We start from the raw sequence: 21,319 nt of genomic DNA, 5'->3' as shown, positions 1-21,319 counted from the left end.
TCAGATTTCCGCGCGCGCCGGCAGGCGCTCTGCTTCCAGAACCTGGAACCGTTCCGTGAACAGCCGCTGCGCTTCGACGGCCGGCAAAGGATCGATCAGCAGCGTTTCGCGGGTAATGCCGCGTGGCTGGCCGAAGAACTTGCGCGCCTCTTCGACCGAGAAGCCGGCAAGCACGGTCGCTTCGAAATAGGCGGCGACGTGGTCGGCCTTCTTGATCCGATCCTTCAATTCCTTGGAGCATTGCGCCGGCAGGCCGAAGCGCAGGTGAATGGCGCTTTCCAGCCGCTTTTCCACCGACTTGTAGCCGCCGCCGACCACGGCCTTGAACGGCGAGATCATGTCACCGATCACATATTCCGGCGCATCATGCAGCAGAGCCAGCAGGCAGTCGTCGGTGCTGCATTTGTTGCTCCGGCGAAAGATGTCCTCGACCATCAGGCTGTGCTGCGCCACCGAGAAGGCGTGGTCGCCGGCCGTCTGGCCGTTCCAGCGGGCAACGCGCGCGAGCCCATGGGCGATGTCCCCGATTTCGACGTCGAGCGGCGACGGATCGAGCAGGTCCAGCCGGCGGCCGGAGAGCATGCGTTGCCAGGCGCGGGTCGACGTCACGCGCTTGCCTCGTCGGCGCTCGTCGGGAAGGTGAGCCCGGTCCATTCGGGCAGGACCATGGTCACCGGTACGTCACCGGCAAGCAACTGAACATCGTTCGCCATGGCTTCTCCCGCCTTGTCGATGCGCACGATCGCGAGTGCCGACTTGCCTTGAACCGTACCCAGCGTGCCGATGGACTTATCGTTCGCAGTAATCGTCGTTCCCGTCGGGGGAAGCGCGGTCTGCGCAGAGACGATCACGACCCGGCGGCGCGGCATGCCGCGGTGCTGCATCCGCGACACCACTTCCTGGCCGACGTAGCATCCCTTCTTGAAGGAAAGGCCGCCGTTCTTGTCGAGGAGAACATCATGCGGAAAAGCATCCTGCGCCACATAATCAGTGCCGGCACTCGCGACGCCCGCTGAGATGCGAATCCGCTCGAGTTCGTCGACGCCGGCCGTGTCGCCGGCTGCTTCGCCATAGGCGCGGAAGAGTGCGACGCCGGCTTTCTCGAAGCGGTGATCCCGGTAGGCCCCTTCAGGCGCGGCCTCGTCAAATATCACGGTGACGGCGGCGGACGCATCGATCGAAAGGTCGACCGCCGAGCGAAGCTTGTACATCGTCAGCCGCTTCAGCAGTGCTTCCGCTTGGTCGCGCGCGGTCTCCAGCCTAAGGCCGTCGCCGGCACGGGAGATCATGAAGTCGAACAGGATCTTGCCCTGCGGCGTCAGCAAGGCGCCGGGACGCGATTCATCGGGCGCCAGCGCATCGAGGTCGGTGGTGATCAATCCCTGGAGGAGATCTTCGGCGTCCTTGCCGGAGACGGCGACAATCGCGCGGTCGTCGAGGCGAACTCTGGGCATCGTTCGAATCCTGCTCGGCGGGTGGGAACCCGCTCAACCTAGAGCATTTCCAGCAAAAGTACGTAACGGTTTTGTGCCCGGAAATGCGTACAACAAACACCGATCACGTCGCGATCCGGGTCGACTCGACCTGGTACCATCGTGATCTCTTGGCGAAGAGGTAGGATGTTCGGAGAGGATCGGCAAGCTCGGTCGCCGGCGGTCAGTCGCCGGCGATGAAGAATTTCCACTTTCCGTCCGGCATGATGCCGACGCGGTAGAAGTTGTAGCTGCCGAACTCTTCCATGTCTGCAAAGTCCCCTGCGGTGACCAGGCGGAACAGATCGACCTTTTCCGGTGCCGTGAGCGTCGAGAGCTTCTTTTCCGCGAAGTAGGGCCAGACATAGGCCTCCTGCGGCGTGCCCTTGTCCACCAGCACGAAACCTGTCGACAGCACGTCGAGCAGGATCGCCAGGATTTCGACACCCTCTTGATCGCCCGAAAGTCCCTTGAGAATCGCGACCGGGTCCTCGTCGCCGGTGACGCCGGTGACCTGGGTTTGGGTCGGGCCCTTGCCGAGCAACGGGCGCAGGCGCTCGATATCGCCGGAAGCAGCCGCTTCGACGATCAGTTCACGCATCCGGGCAACAGGCGCCGGAATCTTGGAAACGTCTGTCAGAACCTCGACAGGCCCGGCCGTCTCAGGCTCTTCGGCCGCGGGGGCCTCGTCCTTGGTGGCCGTCGCTGACTTGTTGATCAGCGGATCGGGCATCGGGATTTCGAGCGGAAGCTTCTCTTCTTCGTCCGGCTCCTCCGCGACAGGTTCGGCCACAGGCGGCGCCGCCTTCTGGTCGCCGGTAGCGGGCTGTTCGGTGGGAACGGGTTGCGGCGCGCCCTGCAATTCGCTGAGAGCAAAGGCGGGGGAAAACGCTGCCGGGGTGCTCACGGCGACACCGGCCAAAAGCAGCGTGGCGAGGCGAACCGGAAGGGTCCGGTTTGCAAGATTCCGAATCATCGGGCAGTCCTGATATTACTGAAGCGTGCGCTGGGGCGAGAACTCGCCGGCGAGGACGCGTTCGCGAAGCGAATTGAGCATCGCTTCCGCACCGTCTTCGCCATGAAGCCGAACGGTTTCCCGCATGGCGAGCGCGATGGCCGCATCGGCGATGATTTCCGGCTCGATACCATCAGCCATGCCGTCCGCCCAGGCCTCGCTCTGGTGTTCCAGCGCAGCCTGCATTTTCTCGTGGACGATCATGTCATCGATGTCGGTCAGGCTTGGTTCCATCATTCGTTCCATGCGACTTCCATTGTGCAAGCGGTTCATTCTTTGGCCGTCCGGCTGAACTCCAACTGAACGGCTGTGACGGACTCGCCACTTCTTACCACTCTCTTAACGAACTTAGCAGCCTTTTCCCGAAACGACACGGGGTCGTGAGAAAAGAGGTTAATTTATTGCTAATTTCCAAAGCGGGCGACGATTTCTGACGCAAGTGTTGCGCCTTCGGCACGGTATCGCTGCTCGGCGACGATCGCCGGTCCCGTGCAGGTCGTATAAACAGAGGCAAAGGTGCGATACCCACGGTTGAAGGCGGCGGTCATCCTTTCGCGTCGTTTGATCTCGTCGGCCGTTTCCTTGTCGATCAATTCCTGCATCGAACGACGCCAGACATCCTCCGGCTCCTTGACGCAAAGGTTCCTGAGATAGTGAACGGAGCCGATGATTTCGGAAAGCCGGATCAACCTCTGGTCGTAGGGTGTGGGTTTCTCCTCCGCGACGGCAGGGGCTGCAGCCTCGGTGGTTGCCGTCTCTTTCGTCGGCGTTTTTTGCGCCGCCGCACCGGTGGCGGCTGTCAGCGCGAGGCCGGCCAGGGCAAGCCGCGCAAGGATCGGGGCAGTGATCATGGCTCCACCAAGCCGGAATTGACGGCGGTTTCAAGGCCGCGGCCGGATTCCGTGTCGATCTCCGCGAGCCTTTCCACGCATTCGCGCACGCTGTCCGGGATCGGCAAGGCAAAGATTTCGGCCGGCGTGAACCAGGCAAGACCGGCGGCGTCGTCGCTGGCAACGGCTACCGCGTCGCCACCCGCGTCGGCTCGGAAGACAGAAAGCAGGAAATGCCGTCCTTCCGATTCCTTGCCGGGCAGGTCGTAGGTTTCGAACAGCACGGGATTGCGGGCCTCTATGCCGGTCTCTTCCAACAATTCGCGAAGCGCAGTTTCAGCCGGCGTCTCTCCGGGCTCCGCCCGTCCACCGGGAAAGGCGTACATGTCGGCCGACGGCGGGTTGGCCCGCCTCACGAGCAGGTAGCGGCCGTCGCGTTCGAGAATGACCGAGGAGGCGAGTTCAGGCTTGGTCGACATCGGGAATCAAATTGCCTCAGTAACGTTGACCCATCCTACGTGAAGTGCCACATCCGTGTCATGTGCGGACGTTTTGCGTTGACGGCGACGCCGGAAGAATTGTTGGAATTATTTGCGCTGCTGGAAAGCGAAGACTTTCCGGCGCGCTTCAACATAGCGCCCACCCAGCCGATCATGGTCGTCGTTTCCGGCGAACGGGCTCAGCCCGGCAGCAATCTTCCGGAACGCAAGGCGGTCCTCGTGCGCTGGGGGTTCATGCCCGGGTGGGTCAAGGACCCGCGTGACTTTCCGCTGCTGATCAATGCCCGCGCCGAATCGGCGATTGAAAAGGCATCGTTCCGGGCGGCCATGCGACACCGGCGCGTGCTGGTGCCGGCCTCCGGCTTCTACGAGTGGCGCCGGCCGCCGAAAGGCAGCCGCGAGCCGTCGCAAGCCTATTGGGTGCGCCCGCGCAAGGGCGGGATCGTTGCCTTCGCCGGTCTGATGGAGACCTGGTCGTCGGCCGATGGCTCGGAAGTCGACACCGCCGCCATCCTGACGACGGCGGCCAATGCCTCGATCCGGCAGATCCACGACCGTATGCCCGTCGTCATTAAGCCCGAGGATTTCGCCCGCTGGCTGGACTGCAAGACGCAGGAGCCGCGCGAGATTGTCGATCTCTTCGGCCCCGTGGCGGAGGATTACTTCGAGGCGATCCCCGTTTCCGACAAAGTCAACAAGGTTGCCAATGCCGGCCCTGACATTCAGGAGGCGGTGACGCCCAAGGTCGCGCCGGACGCTCGACCCGAGAGCAAACCGGCCGAACCGGCTAACGCACAGATGTCCCTGTTCTGAGGGTCAGGCGGGCCGCTTGGTCAGCTTGGTCGCAGGCTTCACCTTTGCCTGCAGCGCGGCGGCGAGTACGGCCTTCAGGCCGAGCGGGCGATACTGTTCGATGAGATTTGCGGATTTGGCGACGTCTTTGGTCTTTGCGGCTTTCACTTGCACTCACTCCTTGATGCTTACCTGAACCGGATACATGCCGTTCTCGTCATTCAGCGCGAAAACGACGCTCCTCCCTGTTCTCCGGAGACAGGAACCGTGGTGCAGAACCAACTACACCGCGAATCTGTTTTCCGCGTGGCGCTCTCAGATAAGCCCAATCATGACAAATCCATGGCCGCCGTTTCCCTTTCGATAGCTTACTGTGCTTGCATGCGGCTGACCTCTTGACCGAGCACAGGCGACGCGCGATAAGTGAGCCTATGAAAACGGTTATCTGCATTATCTGCCGGAAGATTATTCGCTAGCGTCCCGCTGGCCTGGCCGTTTTCGTCTCCTAAAATCCAAGATGACAAACGCGCGGGCCGCCCGGGCGCCGTGTTTCGACGGTCGTATGCATATGGAGATTGGGAATGGGCGGAGCGCCGACACTAAAGCTGTACAACACGCTGACGCGGGAGAAGGTCGAGTTCCGGCCGATCGATCCCGACAACGTCCGCATGTATGTCTGCGGCCCGACGGTCTATGATTATGCCCATATCGGCAATGCCCGGCCGGTGATTGTCTTCGATGTGCTTTTCCGGCTGCTGCGCCACGTCTATGGCGCGGAGCACGTGACCTATGCCCGCAACATCACCGACGTCGACGACAAGATCAATGCGCGGGCGCTGCGCGACTATCCGACCCTGCCGCTCAATGAAGCGATCCGGCGGGTGACAGAGAAGACCGAAACGCAGTTTCTGGCGGACGCCAAATCGCTCGGCTGCCTCGATCCCGACGTGCAGCCGAGGGCGACCGACAACATCGCGCAGATGATCGAAATCATCGAAAAGCTGCTTGCCAAGGCGCATGCCTATCAGGCGGGCGGCGAGGTGCTGTTCGATACCAAGTCGATGGCCGACTACGGTCAGCTTTCAAAGCGCAACCTCGACGAACAGCAGGCCGGCGCCCGCATTGCCGTGGAAGTGCACAAGAAAAATCCCGGCGATTTCGTGCTGTGGAAGCTTTCGGCCGACAACGAGCCGGGCTGGGACAGTCCGTGGGGCAGGGGCCGTCCGGGCTGGCATATTGAGTGCTCGGCGATGAGCAGCCGTTATCTCGGAGAGGTCTTCGACATTCATGGCGGCGGGCTCGACCTCATCTTCCCGCATCATGAAAACGAGATCGCCCAGTCCCGTTGCGCCCACGGCACGCAAGTGATGGCGAATGTCTGGATGCACAACGGCTTCCTGCAGGTCGAAGGCCGCAAGATGTCGAAGTCCGAGGGCAACTTCGTCACGATCTACGAATTGCTGCACACGGAGAAGTTTGCCGGCCGCCAGTGGCCGGGCGACGTGCTGAGGCTTGCCATGCTGATGACGCATTACCGCGAACCGATCGATTTTTCGGTGAAGCGGCTGGAGGAAGCCGAACACCTGCTTTCGAAATGGCCGGTGCCGGGCGAGGCGAAGGGTGAGGCCGATCCGGCCGTCGTGGCGGCGCTCGCCGACGACCTCAACACCGTCGCGGCGGTTCAGGCGCTCCATGCGCTCGCCCAAAAGGCGGCGGCCGATCCGAAGCTGCTCGGCGCCTTCGCGGCAAGTGCTGCGCTGATCGGCGTTGTGCCTGAGGCGGTCGAACTCGACGAGGGCGTGGTACGCGACATCGACGGCCGTGTCCGCGCCCGCCTGGAACTGCTGAAGGCGAAGAATTTCGCCGAGGCCGACAAGATCCGCGACGATCTTCTCGCCCAGGGCATCCAGCTCAAGGATGGCAAGGATGCGGCAACCGGCGAGCGTGTGACGACCTGGGACATCAAACGGTGATCGCGAGCCCGGCAGCGAGTTTTGTCCGATCCCTCTGAGCGGGATCGGACAATGCCTCGAGGAACGGCGGAAACGCGGAGAGCAGGCATGAAAGAGGAGTTCGTGCGATGATCGACCATACGGGCATTCCCGTCTCGGATTTCGACCGGGCGCGGTCGTTCTACGACAAGGCCTTCGCTCCGCTCGGCGCCTCGCTGCTGATGATGGTGCCGGTGGAACATACCGGCGGCGTCAAGGTTGGCGGCTATGGCCGCGAACGGCCGGTCTTCTGGTTGCACGAGGCGACGACCGGTCCGGGACGGCACTATGCGTTTTCGGCAAGAAGCCGCGCCGAAGTCGATGCCTTCTACGAGGCGGCGATGGCGGCCGGCGGGCGCGACAACGGCAAGCCCGGGCTTCGGCCGCACTATCACCCCGATTACTACGGCGCCTTCGTACTCGATCCCGACGGCAACAACATCGAAGCCGTCTGCCACGCGCCGGCTTGAGGAGGGGTTGCGATGAGTCTCGACAACAGGCCCTATTATACCGGAGGCTGTCAGTGCGGCGCGGTCCGCTTCCGCGTCGAGGGCAAACTTGGTGACGCATCCGTCTGTCATTGCCGCATGTGCCAGAAGGCGAGCGGCAACTTCTATATGCCCTTGGTTTCCGTTCGCGGCGCACATGTCACCTGGACGCGCGGCGAGCCGAAGCGCTTTCAGTCGTCAAACGCCGCGCGACGCGGCTTCTGCGCCGATTGCGGCACGCCGCTGACCTACGAGGCACCGGATGGCATGGCGCTCGCCATCGCCACCTTCGACGAGCCGCAGGGCATCGTGCCCACCATCCAGTGGGGCATCGAGGGCAAGCTGCCCTATGTCGATCACGTGGCCGATCTGCCGGGCGTTCATACGATGGAAGATCCGGACGCGATCGAATTTCTGACCAATCTCGTTTCCTACCAGCATCCCGACCACGACACCGAAACTTGGCCCCCGGAGGAAAGTCGATGAGCGAAAACGTTCGAACAGGCGGATGCCAATGCGGCGCAGTCCGTTTCCGTATCCGGGGGCAGCTTGGCCGTCCGTCGATCTGCCATTGCCGCATGTGCCAGAAGCAGTTCGGCTCGTTCTTCTCGGCGCTGGTGACGGCGCCGAAGGATGGCGTCGAATGGGTACGGGACGAGCCGAGCTACTTTCAGTCCTCGGTCAACATCGATCGCGGCTTCTGCCCGAAATGCGGCACGCCGATGACCTACCGGCACCCCGGCGGCCTCGAGATCGCGATCGGCACGTTTGACGATCGCACCGATCTCGCGCCGAAAATCCAGGTCAATCACGCGTCGCGGCTGCCCTGGGTCGATACCATCTTCGAACAGCCGGTGCTGGAGGATCAGGACTTCTATGCGCGGCAGGAGAGCATCATCTCCTTCCAGCACCCGGATCACGAGACCGAGCAATGGCACCCTTCGGGGGCATTCCGGTGACCATCGCCCGCATCTATACCGGTGGATGCCAATGCGGCGCCGTCCGCTACCGTGCCGAAGGCACGCTCGCGGATCCGCATATCTGTCATTGCCGCATGTGCCAGAAGGCGGCCGGCAACTATTTCATGCCGCTGGCGAATGTCGCGCGCGACAGTTTCGATATTACCCGCGGCCAGCCGTCCTGGTTCCGCTCGTCGCATCTGGTTCGACGCGGCTTCTGCCGCGACTGCGGCACGCCGCTGTTCTATGACATGCCGGATGCGGATTTCATCAATATCACGCTCGGTTCGCTCGACGATCCGGATGACGTGTTGCCCGTCTATCAGGCCGGCGTCGAGTCTCGTGTGCTGTGGTTTTCGCGGCTCGCCAGACTGCCCGAAAAAGAGACGGATGACGGCAGCGAGGTGTCCGCCACCCGCCATCTGATCATACTCGAAACGAACCGCCAGCACCCGGACTACGACACCGTGCACTGGCCGCTGACGAAAGACTGAAAATGACGACTGTACTGCGTACGCTCTACCCGGAAATCGAACCCTATGCATCGGGCCACCTCGATGTCGGCGACGGTCACGTGATCTATTGGGAAAAGGTCGGCACGCCAGGCGCCAAGCCTGCCGTCTTCCTGCATGGCGGACCGGGCGGCACGATTTCTGCCAACCATCGTCGCCTGTTCGATCCGGCGCTCTATGATGTGACTTTGTTCGACCAGCGCGGCTGCGGCAAGTCGACTCCGCACGCGAAGATCGAGGCCAACACCACATGGCATCTCGTCGCCGATATCGAGCGGCTGCGCGCACAGGCTGGGGTCGCCAAGTGGTTGGTCTTCGGCGGCTCCTGGGGATCGACGCTGGCGCTCGCCTATGCCGAGAAGCACCCGGAGCGGGTTTCGGAACTCGTGCTGCGCGGCATCTACACGCTGACGAAGGCCGAGCTCGACTGGTACTATCAGTTCGGCGTCTCGGAGATGTTCCCGGACAAATGGGAGCGGTTCATCGCGCCGATCCCGGAAGACGAACGGCACGAGATGATGCACGCCTACCACCGCCGCCTGATGAGCGACGACAAGGCGACGCGTCTTGCCGCCGCCAAGGCCTGGAGCATCTGGGAAGGCGAGACGATTACGCTGCTGCCGGAACTGTCGACGAGCGCACCTTTCGCCGACGACGAATATGCCGATGCCTTCGCGCGCATCGAAAACCACTTCTTCGTCAATGCCGGCTGGATGGACGACGGCCAATTGTTGCGGGATGTTCACCGGCTTCACGGCATTCCCGGCGTCGTCATCCACGGGCGTTACGACATGCCGTGCCCGGCGAAATATGCCTGGCAGTTGCACAAGGCCTGGCCGGGGTCCGAGCTCCATCTGATCGAAGGGGCAGGGCACGCCTATTCCGAGCCCGGCATTCTCGACCGGCTGATCCGGGCGACGGACCAATACGCAGGCAAGACCGAGTAAGACCAGCAAGAACCGAGCATTTGGACGATTAGCCATGACCAGGGAACGCATCTACCTCTTCGACACGACGCTACGGGACGGGCAGCAGACGCCCGGCATCGACTTTTCGGTCGAGGACAAGATTGCGATTGCGGGTCTGCTCGACGCGTTCGGCATGGACTACATCGAGGGCGGCTATCCCGGCGCGAACCCGACCGACACCGAGTTTTTCACGCGCAAGCGCACGCAGAAGGCATCTTTCGTCGCCTTTGGCATGACCAAGCGCGCCGGGGTTTCGGCGTCGAATGATCCGGGCCTCGCGGCCCTGCTTGCCGCAAAGAGCGACGCCATCTGTCTGGTCGCCAAGAGCTGGGACTATCATGTCGAGGTCGCTCTCGGCTGCACGAACGAGGAAAACCTCGACAATATCCGCGCTTCTGTCGAGGCGGTGGTCGCCTCCGGTCGTGAGGCGATGGTCGACTGCGAGCATTTCTTCGATGGCTACAAGGCCAATCCGGCTTACGCGCTCGCCTGCGCGAAGACTGCTTTTGAAGCCGGCGCCCGCTGGGTTGTGCTCTGCGACACCAATGGCGGCACGCAGCCGCCGGAGGTGCGCGAGATCGTCACTGCTGCGATCGCTGCCGGCGTGCCCGGCGCCAATCTCGGCATCCATGCCCACAACGACACCGGCCAGGCGGTCGCCAACTCGCTGGCGGCGGTGGAGGCCGGCGTGCGCCAGATCCAGGGAACGCTGAACGGCATCGGCGAGCGTTGCGGCAACGCCAATCTCGTCACGCTGATCCCGACGCTCGCGCTCAAGGAGACCTATTCCAATCGCTTCGAAACGGCGATCGATGCCGATCGCCTGCAGGAATTGACGAAGCTCGCCCATTCTTTCGACGAGCTGTTGAACCGCTCGCCGGATCAGCAGGCGCCCTATGTCGGCGCATCGGCCTTTGCCACCAAAGCCGGCATCCATGCTTCGGCACTGCTCAAGGACCCGCGCACCTATGAGCACGTCGCGCCGGAAAGCATCGGCAACCTGCGCAAGGTCATGGTCTCCGATCAGGGCGGCAAGGCCAATTTCATCAACGCGCTGAAGCGCCGCGGCATCGTCGTCAGCAAGGACGACCCGAAACTCGACAAGCTGATCGCCATCGTCAAGGAACGGGAAGCGACCGGCTATGCCTATGAGGGGGCGGATGCGAGCTTCGCGCTGCTGGCAAGCCGCATCCTCGGCACGGTGCCGGATTTCTTCCACGTCGAAAGCTTCCGGGTGATGGTCGAGCGCCGCTTCGACGCCAACGGCCATCTGAAGACCGTATCGGAAGCGGTGGTGAAGGTGGTGGTCGACGGCGAGACGATGATGTCGGTTGCCGAAGGCCATGGCCCGGTCAATGCGCTTGACCTCGCGCTGCGCAAGGACCTCGGCAAGTACCAGTCGGAAATCGAAGATCTCGAACTGGCGGACTATAAGGTCCGTATCCTCAATGGCGGCACCGAGGCGATCACGCGCGTGCTGATCGAGTCGACTGACGGGACCGGCGCACGCTGGTGGACGGTGGGCGTCTCCGACAACATCATCGACGCATCCTTCCAGGCACTGATGGACAGCATCATCTTCAAGCTGTTGAAGAACCGCGACCATGTCGGCCTGATTGCCGCCGAATGACGTCGGCGGCGAGGTAGGGCAGGCTCCGCTGCGGTGGGATGATAAGCAAAACTCACCATCTCTTCACGGAAATGAATTGGTGCATTCCCGGGCGTTGGAGTAGGACGCATCCGTGGGAGGCTTTGTCGGTTGGTAAGCCGCGCCTTCCCTTCAGCACCGCGCGTCTTATCCGACGCGCAAAGGTCGCTGTAGCACTTTGAATTGCTGCATGTTTTTGTCCTTAAATCGGATGCGATTTAAGGACGCACGCAGGAGCGACCGGAGAGCGGCCCGTTGCCACCACGGCTTCGCCAAACACACCAGGAAAAGATGTTATGGCTGAGCCGAACGCGAAAGCACCCGCCGAAAATACCGATTCCGCGAGAGGCTTTGCCTTCGCGCTGACCGCCTATCTGCTTTGGGGCTTTCTGCCCTTCTTCATGAAGGCCGTCTCTCACATTCCGGCGCCGGAAGTGGTGGCGCACCGGATCGTGTGGTCGGTGCCGCTCGCGGGTCTGGTTCTGCTTTGGCTCGGTCGTACCGATGACATCACGGTGGCGCTGCGCTCGCCGCGCATGCTGCGCATGGCGGCGTTGACCGCCGTGCTGATCACCATCAACTGGGGCATCTATGTCTGGGCGATTGGCGCCGGCCGCGCGATCGAGACGGCGCTCGGCTACTATATCAACCCGCTGTTTTCGATCTTCCTCGGCGCGGTGCTGCTGAAGGAAAAGCCGAACCCGGCGCAGATGGTTGCGATCGCGCTTGCGGCATCGGCCGTCGCCGTGCTCGCCTTCGATGCCGGCGGCCTGCCGTGGGTGTCGATCGGCCTTTGCCTGTCCTGGGGCTTCTATGCTTTCTTCCGCAAGACGCTGCCGGTCGGTCCGAACCAGGGCTTCTTCCTGGAGGTGTTGCTGCTCAGCGTTCCGGCGCTCGGCTATATCATCTGGCTCGAGGCGACCGGGCAGGGGCATTTCGGCGATACAGGCACGGCCGATGTTCTCTGGCTGATGTCCTGCGGCGTCGTCACCGCCATTCCATTGATGATCTATGCCAACGGCGCCAAGCTGCTGCGGCTGTCGACCATCGGCATCATGCAGTACATCGCCCCGACGATGATCTTCCTGATCGCCGTCTTCGTCTTCCACGAGCCCTTCGGCACCGCGAAGCTCATTGCCTTCGGCCTGATCTGGGCGGCGCTGGTGATCTATTCGGGCGCGATGTTGGCCGAAAGCCGTGCGCGTCGCGCAGCATTGCAGGCGAGTCCGGCCGAGTAACACAAGCGAATGGGACAAAAACGAAAAAGGCGCGCCGGTGAGCGCGCCTTTTTGTTGTCCGGAAATTAAAAGATCAAAGCCTGGAAATGATCTCAGCCTCGCCCTCGCGCCCGTTGCCACCACTGGCAGCAGCAAGAATGGTCGGAACGATGTCGACCGCATCATTGACGACGAGCGGCTGCACGAGGTGCGCCGTGTGTACGAAACCCTCCTCGCGCATGTGCTGCAGCAGATCCAGCATCGGCCGCCAGAAGTTGTTGATGTTACCGAAGACCATCGGCTTGCGGTGACGGCCAAGCTGCGCCCAGGTCATGATCTCGACGATCTCTTCCAGAGTGCCGATGCCGCCCGGGAGCGCCACGAAAGCGTCGGCCCGTTCGAACATCGTGTGTTTGCGCTCGTGCATGTCGGCAGTGACGATCAGTTCGTTCAGCTGGCCGAGCGAATGGCGGGTGGCTTCCTTGTCCATGAGGAATTCCGGGATGATCCCGGTGACTTCGCCGCCGTTGGAAAGGACGCCGCTGGCGACGGCTCCCATGATGCCGCGCGTGCCGCCGCCATAGACCAGGCGAAGACCGTGATCGGCAATCGAGCGGCCAAGTGCGCGGCCGGCTTCCATGTAGGCGTTGTCGCGTCCCGGCTGTGAACCGCAATAGACGCAGATGGATCGAATCGTGCTGTTCTCAGTGCTCATGCCCCCAAAAAACATTGCAGCGCAGCATGGGTCAAGAAAAATGAGGGGAAAGCTGGGTTTCCGGCGGTTGCGGCGCCCTTGACTGCTTGTGTGCCGAATCGCGAATCGCTAGCAATTTCAGGGATTGATTGAAGAAATCGGACGGTTCGCTTGCTGTTGCGCTATAATGAATGGCGCAAGCCCGCACCGCAGGCCGATGAGTGGGCATGCGCGGAGCGTTGCTCCGCTCCGTGTGGAGAGTGGCATGATCAAAAATAAGGCCGGCTGGGTGGCCATTACTGTCCTCGTGGCAGCGACAGCGTTGATGGTATTCGTGGTGCAACCGAACCTGCGTGGTGACGGCAAGAAGCCGGCAGACGAACCGGCCGCAGGCAACGCGAGCCAATCGAACGAGACTGCTGCTGGCACCGGCGGCCCGCAGGCGACCGAAGGAACCGCGAAGCCGCTGGACGCCAAGGCCGGTGAGGCCGAACAGACAGCCAATGCTGCGCCGACGAACGCACCCGCCGAAAATCCGGACGTGCCCGGTTTCGATGTGCTGCGCGTGGAGCCCGATGGATCGACCGTGATCGCTGGGCACGCCGAGCCCGGTTCGAAGCTCGAGATTCTGAGCGGCGACACCGTTGTCGGTACCGCCGATGTCGGCGCGACGGGTGACTTTGCGGCCGTCTTCGACAAGCCTCTGCCGGCTGGCGACTATCAGTTGACGCTGCGCAGCACCGGTGAAGACGGCACGGTGAAGAGTTCCGAGGAAGTTGCGACCGTTTCGGTTCCCAAGGACCCCTCCGGTCAACTTCTCGCCATGGTGTCGAAGCCAGGTGAGGCAAGCCGACTGATCGCGACGCCGGAAGCTGCCAAGGCCGAAAGCGAGCAAGGGACCGACAACAAGCCGACCGAGGTCGCATCGACTGCGACGCAGACGCCGCTCGCGACCGGCGACGCATCCTCGGCTCCGGCAAAGGCGCTCGGTGTTCCCGGCTTGCAGGTGAGTGCCGTCGAGATCGAGGGAAGCAAGATGTTCGTCGCGGGCAGCGCCAGGCCGCGTGCGCTGGTGCGCGTCTATGCGGATGACAAGCTGCTCGGAGAAATGAAGGCCGACGACAAGGGCAATTTCGTCGTCGATGGCGAGATCGAGTTGACCGTTGGCAGCCACATCATCCGCGCCGATATGCTGAACGAGGATGGCACCAAGGTCGCTATGCGCGCTTCGGTTCCCTTCGACCGCCCCGCAGGCTCGCAGGTCGCCGCCGTGGCGCCGTCGGGCACGCCCTCGGCGACAGCCGGTCTTGATGGCGTACGCGCCGAGGCAGGCAAGGCGCTGGCTCTGTTGAAGGGGCTCTATGCCAATGGCAAGGTCCCGACAGGCGAGCAACTCGCCGCAGCGCGTTCCGCAACAGAGATCGCTCTGAAGTCGCTGGCCGACTTCCGGCTCGCCGACAGCTCCGATCAGGCGCTGGCCGCGGCCTCGGCACGGGCGTCGAAGGCGGCAGCCGATGCGCTGGCAGCCTTGAAGGCCGCGCCGCAGGATGCGCCGAGCGTTGCTTCGGCGCTTGCCAAGGTCGACGCGAGCGTCGGTCCGGTTCTGGCCGAGCGCGGCAGCGCGACGCCGGCGTCGGACGCGCAGGCCCAGCCGAAGGGCAATGCCCCGGCGCAGGGTGAACTGGCAAAGGCGATGGGTGCAGGCAGCGCAGTGGCGAGCGACGCCACGACGACGCCGGCGCCAAGCACTGAAACCGCAGCCGCGGCCCCCACGCAGGAAGAGCCTCAGACGGTCCAGCAGGAGCCGCTCAAGGAGAGCAAATCCTCCGTGATCATCCGTCGCGGCGACACGCTGTGGCAGATTTCGCGTCGCGTCTACGGTGCCGGCTTGCGCTACACCACGATCTACCTGGCCAACCAGGACCAGATCGAAGACCCGGACCGCATTCGCCCGGGACAGGTTTTCGGTGTGCCGGATAAGGCGCTGCCGGACGATGAATCGCGCGAGATTCACAGAAAGCACATGAAACACGAGCAATAGGCAGTCGATCGCCCGCCAACAACATTGCGGCGGCGGCGATGGATGCCTATCTCTCGATCAAGGGCGGCGCCTTCAACGAGGCGCCGCTTTTCATTGAACGGTGATGACGGCGCTGTAGAGGGAAAGCACGGTGCGGCAAGGCTCGTGGGGCTCCCTAAGCCGTCAAGCAGCGCGAAACGTAAGAGCGGATCAGAACGTGGCACCCCAGAAGAAAACTGTTTCGGCCGATACGAGCAATCCGTTGCAGACGATCGCCAATCTCTGGCCCTATATGTGGCCGACGGACAGGGCCGATCTCAAGCTCCGGGTCATCTGGGCAACGGTCATTCTGATCATCGCCAAGGTCGTTCTGATCCTCGTTCCCTATTCCTTCAAGTGGGCAACCGATGCGCTGAACGGCAAGCCGGATGCCTTGGGTTTCCTGCCTCAGTTCCTCACCGGCGCGGTGATGCTAGTGCTCGCCTACAATCTCGCGCGCTTGCTGCAGGCCGGCTTGAACCAGCTTCGCGATGCGCTGTTTGCAAGCGTTGGCCAACACGCGGTTCGCCAACTTGCCTACAAGACCTTTGTCCACATGCACCAGCTCTCGCTGCGCTTCCATCTGGAGCGGCGCACCGGTGGGCTTTCGCGCGTCATCGAGCGCGGCACCAAGGGCATCGAGACGATCGTCCGATTCACGATCCTGAACAGCGTGCCGACCCTGATCGAATTTCTGCTGACGGCGGTGATCTTCTGGTGGGGCTACGGTTTCAGCTATCTGTTTGTGACGGCCGTCACCGTCTGGCTGTACATCTGGTTCACGGTCAAGGCGAGCGACTGGCGCATCGCCATTCGCCGCTCGATGAACGACAGCGACACCGACGCCAACACCAAGGCGATCGACTCGCTCCTGAACTTCGAGACGGTCAAATATTTCGGCAACGAAGAGATGGAAGCCCGTCGCTTCGACAAGTCGATGGAGCGCTATGAGGCCGCGGCGACCCAGGTCTGGACGTCGCTCGGTTGGCTCAACTTCGGCCAGGCGCTGATCTTCGGCGCCGGCACGGCTGTCATGATGATCATGTCGGCGCTCGCCGTTCAGCGCGGTGAACAGACGCTCGGTGATTTCGTCTTCATCAACGCAATGCTGATCCAGCTTGCAATTCCGCTCAATTTCATCGGCTTCGTCTACCGCGAAATTCGCCAGGGCCTGACCGATATCGAGCACATGTTCGATCTGCTCGACGTACGCGCCGAAGTGGTGGATCGCCCGGATGCGAGCGAACTCGTCATCGGCAAGGGCGCCATCGCCTTCAAGGACGTGCATTTCGCCTATGATCCGGCGCGACCGATCCTCAAGGGCATTACCTTCGAAGTGCCCGCCGGCAAGACGGTCGCGGTCGTCGGCCCGTCGGGCGCCGGCAAGTCGACGCTCTCCCGGCTGCTCTATCGCTTCTACGACGTGCAGGAAGGGGCCATCACCGTCGATGGCCAGGACGTGCGGACCGTGACGCAAAAGAGCCTGCGCTCGGTCATCGGCATGGTGCCGCAGGATACCGTGCTCTTCAACGACACCATTGCCTATAACATCCGCTACGGCCGGGTCTCTGCCAGCGAGGCCGAGGTCGAAGCGGCCGCTGAGGCGGCACAGATCGCCGGCTTCATCCACACGCTGCCCGAAGGCTTCCAGGCCATGGTCGGCGAGCGTGGCCTGAAGCTCTCAGGCGGCGAGAAGCAGCGCGTCGCAATCGCCCGCACCATCCTCAAGGCGCCGCCGATCCTGATCCTCGACGAGGCGACATCGGCACTCGACACGCGCACGGAACAGGAAATCCAGTCAGCGCTCGACGTGGTCTCGCGCAACCGCACGACGCTCGTGATCGCCCACCGGCTTTCGACCGTAATCAACGCCGACGAGATCATCGTGCTGAAGGATGGCGTCATCGCCGAGCGCGGCACCCATGGCGAGCTGATTGACCGCGACGGCCTCTATGCGTCGATGTGGAGCCGCCAGCGCGAAGCAACGCAGGCCGAGGAGCAGTTGAAGCGCGTGCGCGAAAGTGACGATCTCGGCATCGTTACCCGCGGCGAGCCGGCGATCTGATGGCGTTTCTTTCTTTGCTGAGCGCGACGCGTTTTGTCGCTGTCTGGCGGGCAACGTTGCCCGCCAGGGGATTTCGCGCTAGTTCACGTTCCACGGAAAATCTGGAGTAGAGTTTATGAGCCTGGTCAATACGATCCGCAACACGCTCGTACCGGTGCACAAGGAAGGCTATCGCTTCGTCGCGATCTTCTTTGTCGTGTCGCTGGTGCTTGGCTTCCTGTGGGAGCCGTTGATGTGGATCGGCTTCGTGCTGACCGCCTGGTGCGCCTATTTCTTCCGCGACCCTGAACGCATGACGCCGATCGACGACGATCTGGTGATCAGCCCAGCCGATGGCCGCGTTTCGTCGATCGCAACGGTGCTGCCGCCGGAAGAGCTGAACCTCGGCTCGGAACCGATGCTCCGCATCTCGGTTTTCATGAACGTGTTCAACTGCCATGTGAACCGTGCGCCGATGGCCGGCACCATCACCCGCGTCGCCTACCGCGCCGGCAAGTTCGTCAATGCCGAGCTCGACAAGGCCAGCCACGAGAACGAGCGCAACGGCCTGGTGATCGAGACCAAGCACGGTGCGATCGGCGTCGTCCAGATCGCCGGCCTCGTTGCCCGTCGCATTCTCTGCTGGAAATATGAGAACGGCTCGCTGGACGCAGGCGAGCGCTTCGGCCTGATCCGCTTCGGTTCGCGGCTCGACGTCTTCCTGCCCGCAGGAGCCGAGCCGCGCGTCAGCGTCGGCCAGACTGCCGTTGCCGGCGAAACCGTGCTTGCCGAGTTCGGCTCGGCCAAGGGCCCGGTCCTCAGCCGTCGCGCATAAGGAGTGTACATGGAAGGCTCTGAACAGGAAAACCCAGCCGAACCGCCGAAAGCTACCGGCGACGCGAGCGGTTCAAACGACACCGGTCGTGGTCCTCGGCTGCGCGAGATACCGCTGCGGCTGATGATCCCGAACCTGATCACGGTGCTGGCGATCTGTGCCGGTCTCTCGGGCATTCGGCTCGCCTTCGAAAACCGCATCGAGCTTGCCGTTGCCATGGTCTTGCTCGCGGCCTTCCTCGACGGCATCGACGGCCGCGTTGCACGCCTGCTGAAGGCGACGTCGAATTTTGGCGGCCAGATGGACTCCCTCGCCGATATTATCAATTTCGGCGTTGCGCCGGCGCTCGTGCTTTACGTCTTCATCCTGGATCAGGCCCGCTCGATCGGCTGGATCGCGGCGCTGATCTACGCGATCGCCTGTGGCCTGCGGCTTGCGCGCTTCAACGTCATGGCCGAGCGCCAGTCCAAGGCGCCGTGGCAGTCGGAATATTTCGTTGGCGTGCCGGCACCGGCAGGCGCCATGCTGGTCCTGCTTCCGGTCTATCTCGGCCTCTTGGGATTGGCGCCCGAGCGCACCTTCGCGCTGATTGCATCGGGCTACACCGTGCTGATCGCCTTCCTGCTGGTCAGCCGTCTGCCGGTCTGGTCCGGCAAGTCGGAAAACAGCCGTGTGCGCCGCGATCTCGTCCTGCCGGCCATTCTCGGCGTCGTCTTCTATGTCGCGACGCTGATGACCTATACCTGGGAGACGATGGCGGTGACGGCCCTTGGCTACCTGATCACGCTGCCTTTCGGCGCGCGCTCCTGGCAGCGCAAATACGGCGGCGACTGGCCGGCCCATCCATCGACAGGCGGCGACGGCCTGCCGGGTGACAAGGACTGACTGAGTTTCAGCTAAGGTACAAAAAGGCCACCGTGGTGACACGGTGGCCTTTTTGTTTGGAAAGCGCGCCGAAGCTTACTCCGGCATCCGGTAATCGACGATCTTGTCTTCGCGGACGATGTAGAGCTTGCCGGTCTCAGTCTGGTCAGGGCCGACGAGCGGCAGAAGCTTGGCGGCAACTTCGGAGGGATGCGGCACGGTCTCCGGATCCTCGCCGGGCATCGCCTGGGCGCGCATCGCCGTGCGGGTGGCGCCGGGATCGACAGAGAGGATGCGCAGCGGCAGGCGCTGCGTTTCGCCGGCCCAGGTGCGAGCCAGCGCCTCGACGGCGGCCTTCGATGCGGAGTAGGGGCCCCAGAAGGGCTTGCACTTGTGCGCAGCGCTCGACGACAGGATCAGCGCACGGCCGGCGTCCGATTTGATCAGCAGCGGCTCCAGCGAGCGGATCAGCCGCCAGGTGGCGTTGACGTTGATGTTCATTACCTTTTCGAACACCTTCGCCTCGACATGGCCGATCGGCGAGATCGTGCCGAGCACGCCGGCATTGGCGACCATGATGTCGAGCTTGCCCCAGCGCTCGTTGATGGCGCCACCGAGCTTGTCGATCGCTGCCATGTCGGCGAGATCGAACGGCACCAGCGTCGCCGAACCGCCCGCCGCCTTGATCGCGTCGTCGAGTTCTTCAAGCCCGCCGACGGTGCGCGCGCAGGCGACGACATGGGCACCGGCCTTGGCCAGTTCGAGAGCGGTGAAATAGCCGATACCGCGCGATGCGCCGGTGACCACGGCCACCCGGCCTTTGAGATCGATCGTCATTTTATTGTCTGATTATCCGTTGCTGGCGAGAACCGAGAGTTTGCGGACATTGCTGGCGCCTTCCTGGTCGAGAAGGCGGGTCGGATAGTCCCCGGTGAAATAGTGGTCGGTGAACTGCGGCGCCTTCGGATCGCGCTTCTCGCCGCCGACCGCCTCATAGAGGCCGTCGATCGACAGGAATTCGAGCGAGTCTGCCCCGATGTAGCGGCACATGGAGGCGAGGTCGACATGCTGGTTGGCGAGCAGCTTGTCGCGATCCGGCGTGTCGATGCCGTAGAAATCCGGGTGGAAGATCATCGGGCTCGCGACCCGCACATGCACTTCGCGTGCACCGGCCTCCCGCATCATCTGCACGATCTTCACCGACGTCGTGCCACGCACGATCGAATCATCGACCAGAATGACGCGCTTGCCTTCGATCATCGCGCGGTTGGCTGAGTGCTTGAGCTTGACGCCGAAGGCGCGGATCTGCTGCGTCGGCTCGATGAAGGTGCGGCCGACATAGTGGTTGCGGATGATGCCGTATTCGAAGGGAATGCCGCTCTGCTGGGCATAGCCAAGGGCGGCCGGCGTTCCGCCGTCCGGTACCGGAACCACCACATCGGCTTCGACGGGCGCCTCCTTGGCGAGATTGATGCCCATGTTCTTGCGCGACACGTAAATGCTGCGGCCGCCGACGACCGAATCCGGGCGGGCGAAATAGACATATTCGAACAGGCAGAGGCGTTCCGGCTGCGATACCTCCGGCTTGCGAGAATCGATCGAGATCGATCCGTCGGGCTGGATCTCGCAGATGATCACCTCGCCGTTCTCGACATCGCGGACGTAAGTTGCGCCGATGATGTCAAGCGCGCAGGTCTCGGAGCAGAAGATCGGCTTGCCGTCGAGTTCGCCCATGACGAGCGGTCGGATGCCGATCGGGTCACGCGCGGCGATCAGCTTGGTGCGCGTCATCGCCAGCATCGAGTAGCCGCCTTCCATCTGTCGGATGGCGTCGATGAAGCGGTCGGACGAGGAGGCCTGCTTGGAACGGGCGATCAGGTGCAGGACGACTTCGGTGTCGGAGGTCGACTGACAGATGGCGCCATCGGCGATCAACTGACGGCGAAGGGTGAGGCCGTTGGTGAAGTTGCCGTTGTGAGCGATCGCGATGCCGCCGACTTCAAGTTCGGCAAAGAGCGGCTGGACGTTGCGCAGCGCCACTTCGCCCGTCGTCGAGTAGCGGGTGTGGCCGATGGACATGAAGCCGGGGAGCTTTGCCAGCGTCGCCGGGTCGGTGTAGTGGTCGCCGACGAGGCCCATGCGCTTTTCGGTGCAGAACTGCTTGCCGTCGAAGGTGACGATGCCGGCGGCTTCCTGGCCGCGATGCTGGAGCGCATGCAGGCCGAGCGCCGTCAGCGCCGCCGCGTCCGAGTGCCCCAATATGCCGAAGACGCCGCACTCTTCGTGCAGTTCATCGCCTTCGAGTTCATCGTGGATTTCCATGGATCTCAGATCGGTCATCACTGTCGCCTTTGCTCCGTACCGGTGCGCATATCGTGATCAGGCCCGCCATCTTCAAGCGATCTTAGCTGAAAACGGCTGCAAGCGTTAT

The 21,319-nt window shown here is 62.8% G+C and carries 23 protein-coding genes; 13 read left to right on the top strand and 10 right to left on the bottom strand.

What is annotated here, in order from left to right:
* The 6 genes from ACTJKM_RS07265 to ACTJKM_RS07240 form a co-directional block, all read right to left on the bottom strand.
* Complete coding sequence (locus ACTJKM_RS07265) at positions 1–609, bottom strand: YfbR-like 5'-deoxynucleotidase (RefSeq protein WP_057252762.1); 609 nt, start codon at positions 607–609, stop codon at positions 1–3.
* On the bottom strand, positions 606–1,454 hold the full coding sequence (gene ygfZ, locus ACTJKM_RS07260; protein WP_058329438.1) for a CAF17-like 4Fe-4S cluster assembly/insertion protein YgfZ: 849 nt from the start codon (positions 1,452–1,454) through the stop codon (positions 606–608). Before ygfZ ends, ACTJKM_RS07265 begins: the two co-directional genes overlap by 4 nt.
* A 202-nt stretch (positions 1,455–1,656) precedes the next feature.
* Positions 1,657–2,448, bottom strand: a complete 792-nt coding sequence (locus ACTJKM_RS07255; RefSeq protein WP_058329437.1) for a hypothetical protein — start codon at positions 2,446–2,448, stop codon at positions 1,657–1,659.
* A gap of 15 nt (positions 2,449–2,463) precedes the next feature.
* A complete protein-coding gene (locus tag ACTJKM_RS07250; protein ID WP_093232155.1) occupies positions 2,464–2,733 on the bottom strand; it encodes a hypothetical protein in 270 nt (89 codons plus the stop codon).
* Between the two features lie 158 nt (positions 2,734–2,891).
* The gene (locus tag ACTJKM_RS07245) at positions 2,892–3,338 is read right to left on the bottom strand and encodes a TIGR02301 family protein (protein ID WP_058329436.1); all 447 of its coding nucleotides are present in this window, start codon (positions 3,336–3,338) and stop codon (positions 2,892–2,894) included.
* Positions 3,335–3,796, bottom strand: coding sequence for an NUDIX hydrolase (locus ACTJKM_RS07240; protein ID WP_058329435.1), 462 nt, complete (start codon positions 3,794–3,796; stop codon positions 3,335–3,337). Before ACTJKM_RS07240 ends, ACTJKM_RS07245 begins: the two co-directional genes overlap by 4 nt.
* Positions 3,797–3,856: 60 nt before the next feature.
* Between ACTJKM_RS07240 and ACTJKM_RS07235 the strand changes: the two genes are divergently transcribed.
* Complete coding sequence (locus ACTJKM_RS07235) at positions 3,857–4,630, top strand: SOS response-associated peptidase (RefSeq protein WP_058320248.1); 774 nt, start codon at positions 3,857–3,859, stop codon at positions 4,628–4,630.
* 3 nt (positions 4,631–4,633) lie between these two features.
* Here the strand turns inward: ACTJKM_RS07235 and ACTJKM_RS07230 are convergent, their stop codons facing one another.
* Entirely contained in the window at positions 4,634–4,777 is a 144-nt protein-coding gene (locus tag ACTJKM_RS07230; protein ID WP_176907119.1) for a hypothetical protein, read from the bottom strand.
* Positions 4,778–5,190: 413 nt separating this feature from the next.
* Here ACTJKM_RS07230 and cysS point away from each other — a divergent pair, with 413 nt between their 5' ends.
* The 8 genes from cysS (at position 5,191) to rarD (ending at position 12,413) form a co-directional block, all read left to right on the top strand.
* Complete coding sequence (gene cysS, locus ACTJKM_RS07225) at positions 5,191–6,582, top strand: cysteine--tRNA ligase (protein ID WP_058329434.1); 1,392 nt, start codon at positions 5,191–5,193, stop codon at positions 6,580–6,582.
* A gap of 107 nt (positions 6,583–6,689) precedes the next feature.
* Complete coding sequence (locus ACTJKM_RS07220; protein WP_058320247.1) at positions 6,690–7,070, top strand: VOC family protein; 381 nt, start codon at positions 6,690–6,692, stop codon at positions 7,068–7,070.
* A gap of 12 nt (positions 7,071–7,082) precedes the next feature.
* Positions 7,083–7,574 (top strand): GFA family protein, encoded by a 492-nt coding sequence (locus ACTJKM_RS07215; RefSeq protein WP_058320246.1) that lies wholly within the window; start codon positions 7,083–7,085, stop codon positions 7,572–7,574.
* Positions 7,571–8,047 carry a GFA family protein gene (locus ACTJKM_RS07210; RefSeq protein WP_058320245.1) on the top strand — a complete coding sequence of 159 codons (477 nt, stop codon included), beginning with the start codon at positions 7,571–7,573 and terminating at the stop codon, positions 8,045–8,047. Before ACTJKM_RS07215 ends, ACTJKM_RS07210 begins: the two co-directional genes overlap by 4 nt.
* Positions 8,020–8,541, top strand: a complete 522-nt coding sequence (locus ACTJKM_RS07205) for a GFA family protein (RefSeq protein ID WP_440635488.1) — start codon at positions 8,020–8,022, stop codon at positions 8,539–8,541. Before ACTJKM_RS07210 ends, ACTJKM_RS07205 begins: the two co-directional genes overlap by 28 nt.
* A gap of 2 nt (positions 8,542–8,543) precedes the next feature.
* Positions 8,544–9,506 (top strand): prolyl aminopeptidase, encoded by a 963-nt coding sequence (gene pip, locus ACTJKM_RS07200; protein WP_058329433.1) that lies wholly within the window; start codon positions 8,544–8,546, stop codon positions 9,504–9,506.
* A 34-nt stretch (positions 9,507–9,540) separates the two neighbouring features.
* Positions 9,541–11,157, top strand: coding sequence for a citramalate synthase (gene cimA, locus ACTJKM_RS07195; protein WP_058329432.1), 1,617 nt, complete (start codon positions 9,541–9,543; stop codon positions 11,155–11,157).
* A 314-nt stretch (positions 11,158–11,471) separates the two neighbouring features.
* Complete coding sequence (rarD, locus tag ACTJKM_RS07190) at positions 11,472–12,413, top strand: EamA family transporter RarD (RefSeq protein ID WP_058329431.1); 942 nt, start codon at positions 11,472–11,474, stop codon at positions 12,411–12,413.
* Between the two features lie 73 nt (positions 12,414–12,486).
* Here the strand turns inward: rarD and ACTJKM_RS07185 are convergent, their stop codons facing one another.
* On the bottom strand, positions 12,487–13,107 hold the full coding sequence (locus tag ACTJKM_RS07185; RefSeq protein WP_058320243.1) for a TIGR00730 family Rossman fold protein: 621 nt from the start codon (positions 13,105–13,107) through the stop codon (positions 12,487–12,489).
* Between the two features lie 244 nt (positions 13,108–13,351).
* Between ACTJKM_RS07185 and ACTJKM_RS07180 the strand changes: the two genes are divergently transcribed.
* From ACTJKM_RS07180 to pssA, 4 genes are all read left to right on the top strand, one after another.
* Complete coding sequence (locus ACTJKM_RS07180; protein ID WP_440660087.1) at positions 13,352–15,127, top strand: Ig-like domain-containing protein; 1,776 nt, start codon at positions 13,352–13,354, stop codon at positions 15,125–15,127.
* Positions 15,128–15,323: 196 nt separating this feature from the next.
* Positions 15,324–17,210: an ABCB family ABC transporter ATP-binding protein/permease gene (locus tag ACTJKM_RS07175; RefSeq protein WP_057252736.1), complete on the top strand. Its 1,887-nt coding sequence runs from the start codon at positions 15,324–15,326 to the stop codon at positions 17,208–17,210.
* Positions 17,211–17,325: 115 nt separating this feature from the next.
* Complete coding sequence (locus tag ACTJKM_RS07170; RefSeq protein WP_058329429.1) at positions 17,326–18,024, top strand: phosphatidylserine decarboxylase; 699 nt, start codon at positions 17,326–17,328, stop codon at positions 18,022–18,024.
* Positions 18,025–18,033: 9 nt separating this feature from the next.
* On the top strand, positions 18,034–18,909 hold the full coding sequence (pssA, locus tag ACTJKM_RS07165) for a CDP-diacylglycerol--serine O-phosphatidyltransferase (RefSeq protein ID WP_057252733.1): 876 nt from the start codon (positions 18,034–18,036) through the stop codon (positions 18,907–18,909).
* A 75-nt stretch (positions 18,910–18,984) separates the two neighbouring features.
* Here pssA and ACTJKM_RS07160 read toward each other — a convergent pair whose 3' ends face one another.
* Together ACTJKM_RS07160 and purF are read right to left on the bottom strand one after the other, a co-directional pair.
* The gene (locus ACTJKM_RS07160; protein WP_057252731.1) at positions 18,985–19,725 is read right to left on the bottom strand and encodes an SDR family NAD(P)-dependent oxidoreductase; all 741 of its coding nucleotides are present in this window, start codon (positions 19,723–19,725) and stop codon (positions 18,985–18,987) included.
* A gap of 12 nt (positions 19,726–19,737) precedes the next feature.
* Positions 19,738–21,228: an amidophosphoribosyltransferase gene (gene purF, locus ACTJKM_RS07155; RefSeq protein WP_057252730.1), complete on the bottom strand. Its 1,491-nt coding sequence runs from the start codon at positions 21,226–21,228 to the stop codon at positions 19,738–19,740.
* Between the last annotated feature and the right edge of the window lie 91 nt (positions 21,229–21,319).

The organism is Ensifer sp. 22460 (genome assembly GCF_052044935.1).
Classification (GTDB): Bacteria; Pseudomonadota; Alphaproteobacteria; order Rhizobiales; family Rhizobiaceae; genus Ensifer.
This window is presented reverse-complemented; position numbering and strand designations above follow the sequence as displayed.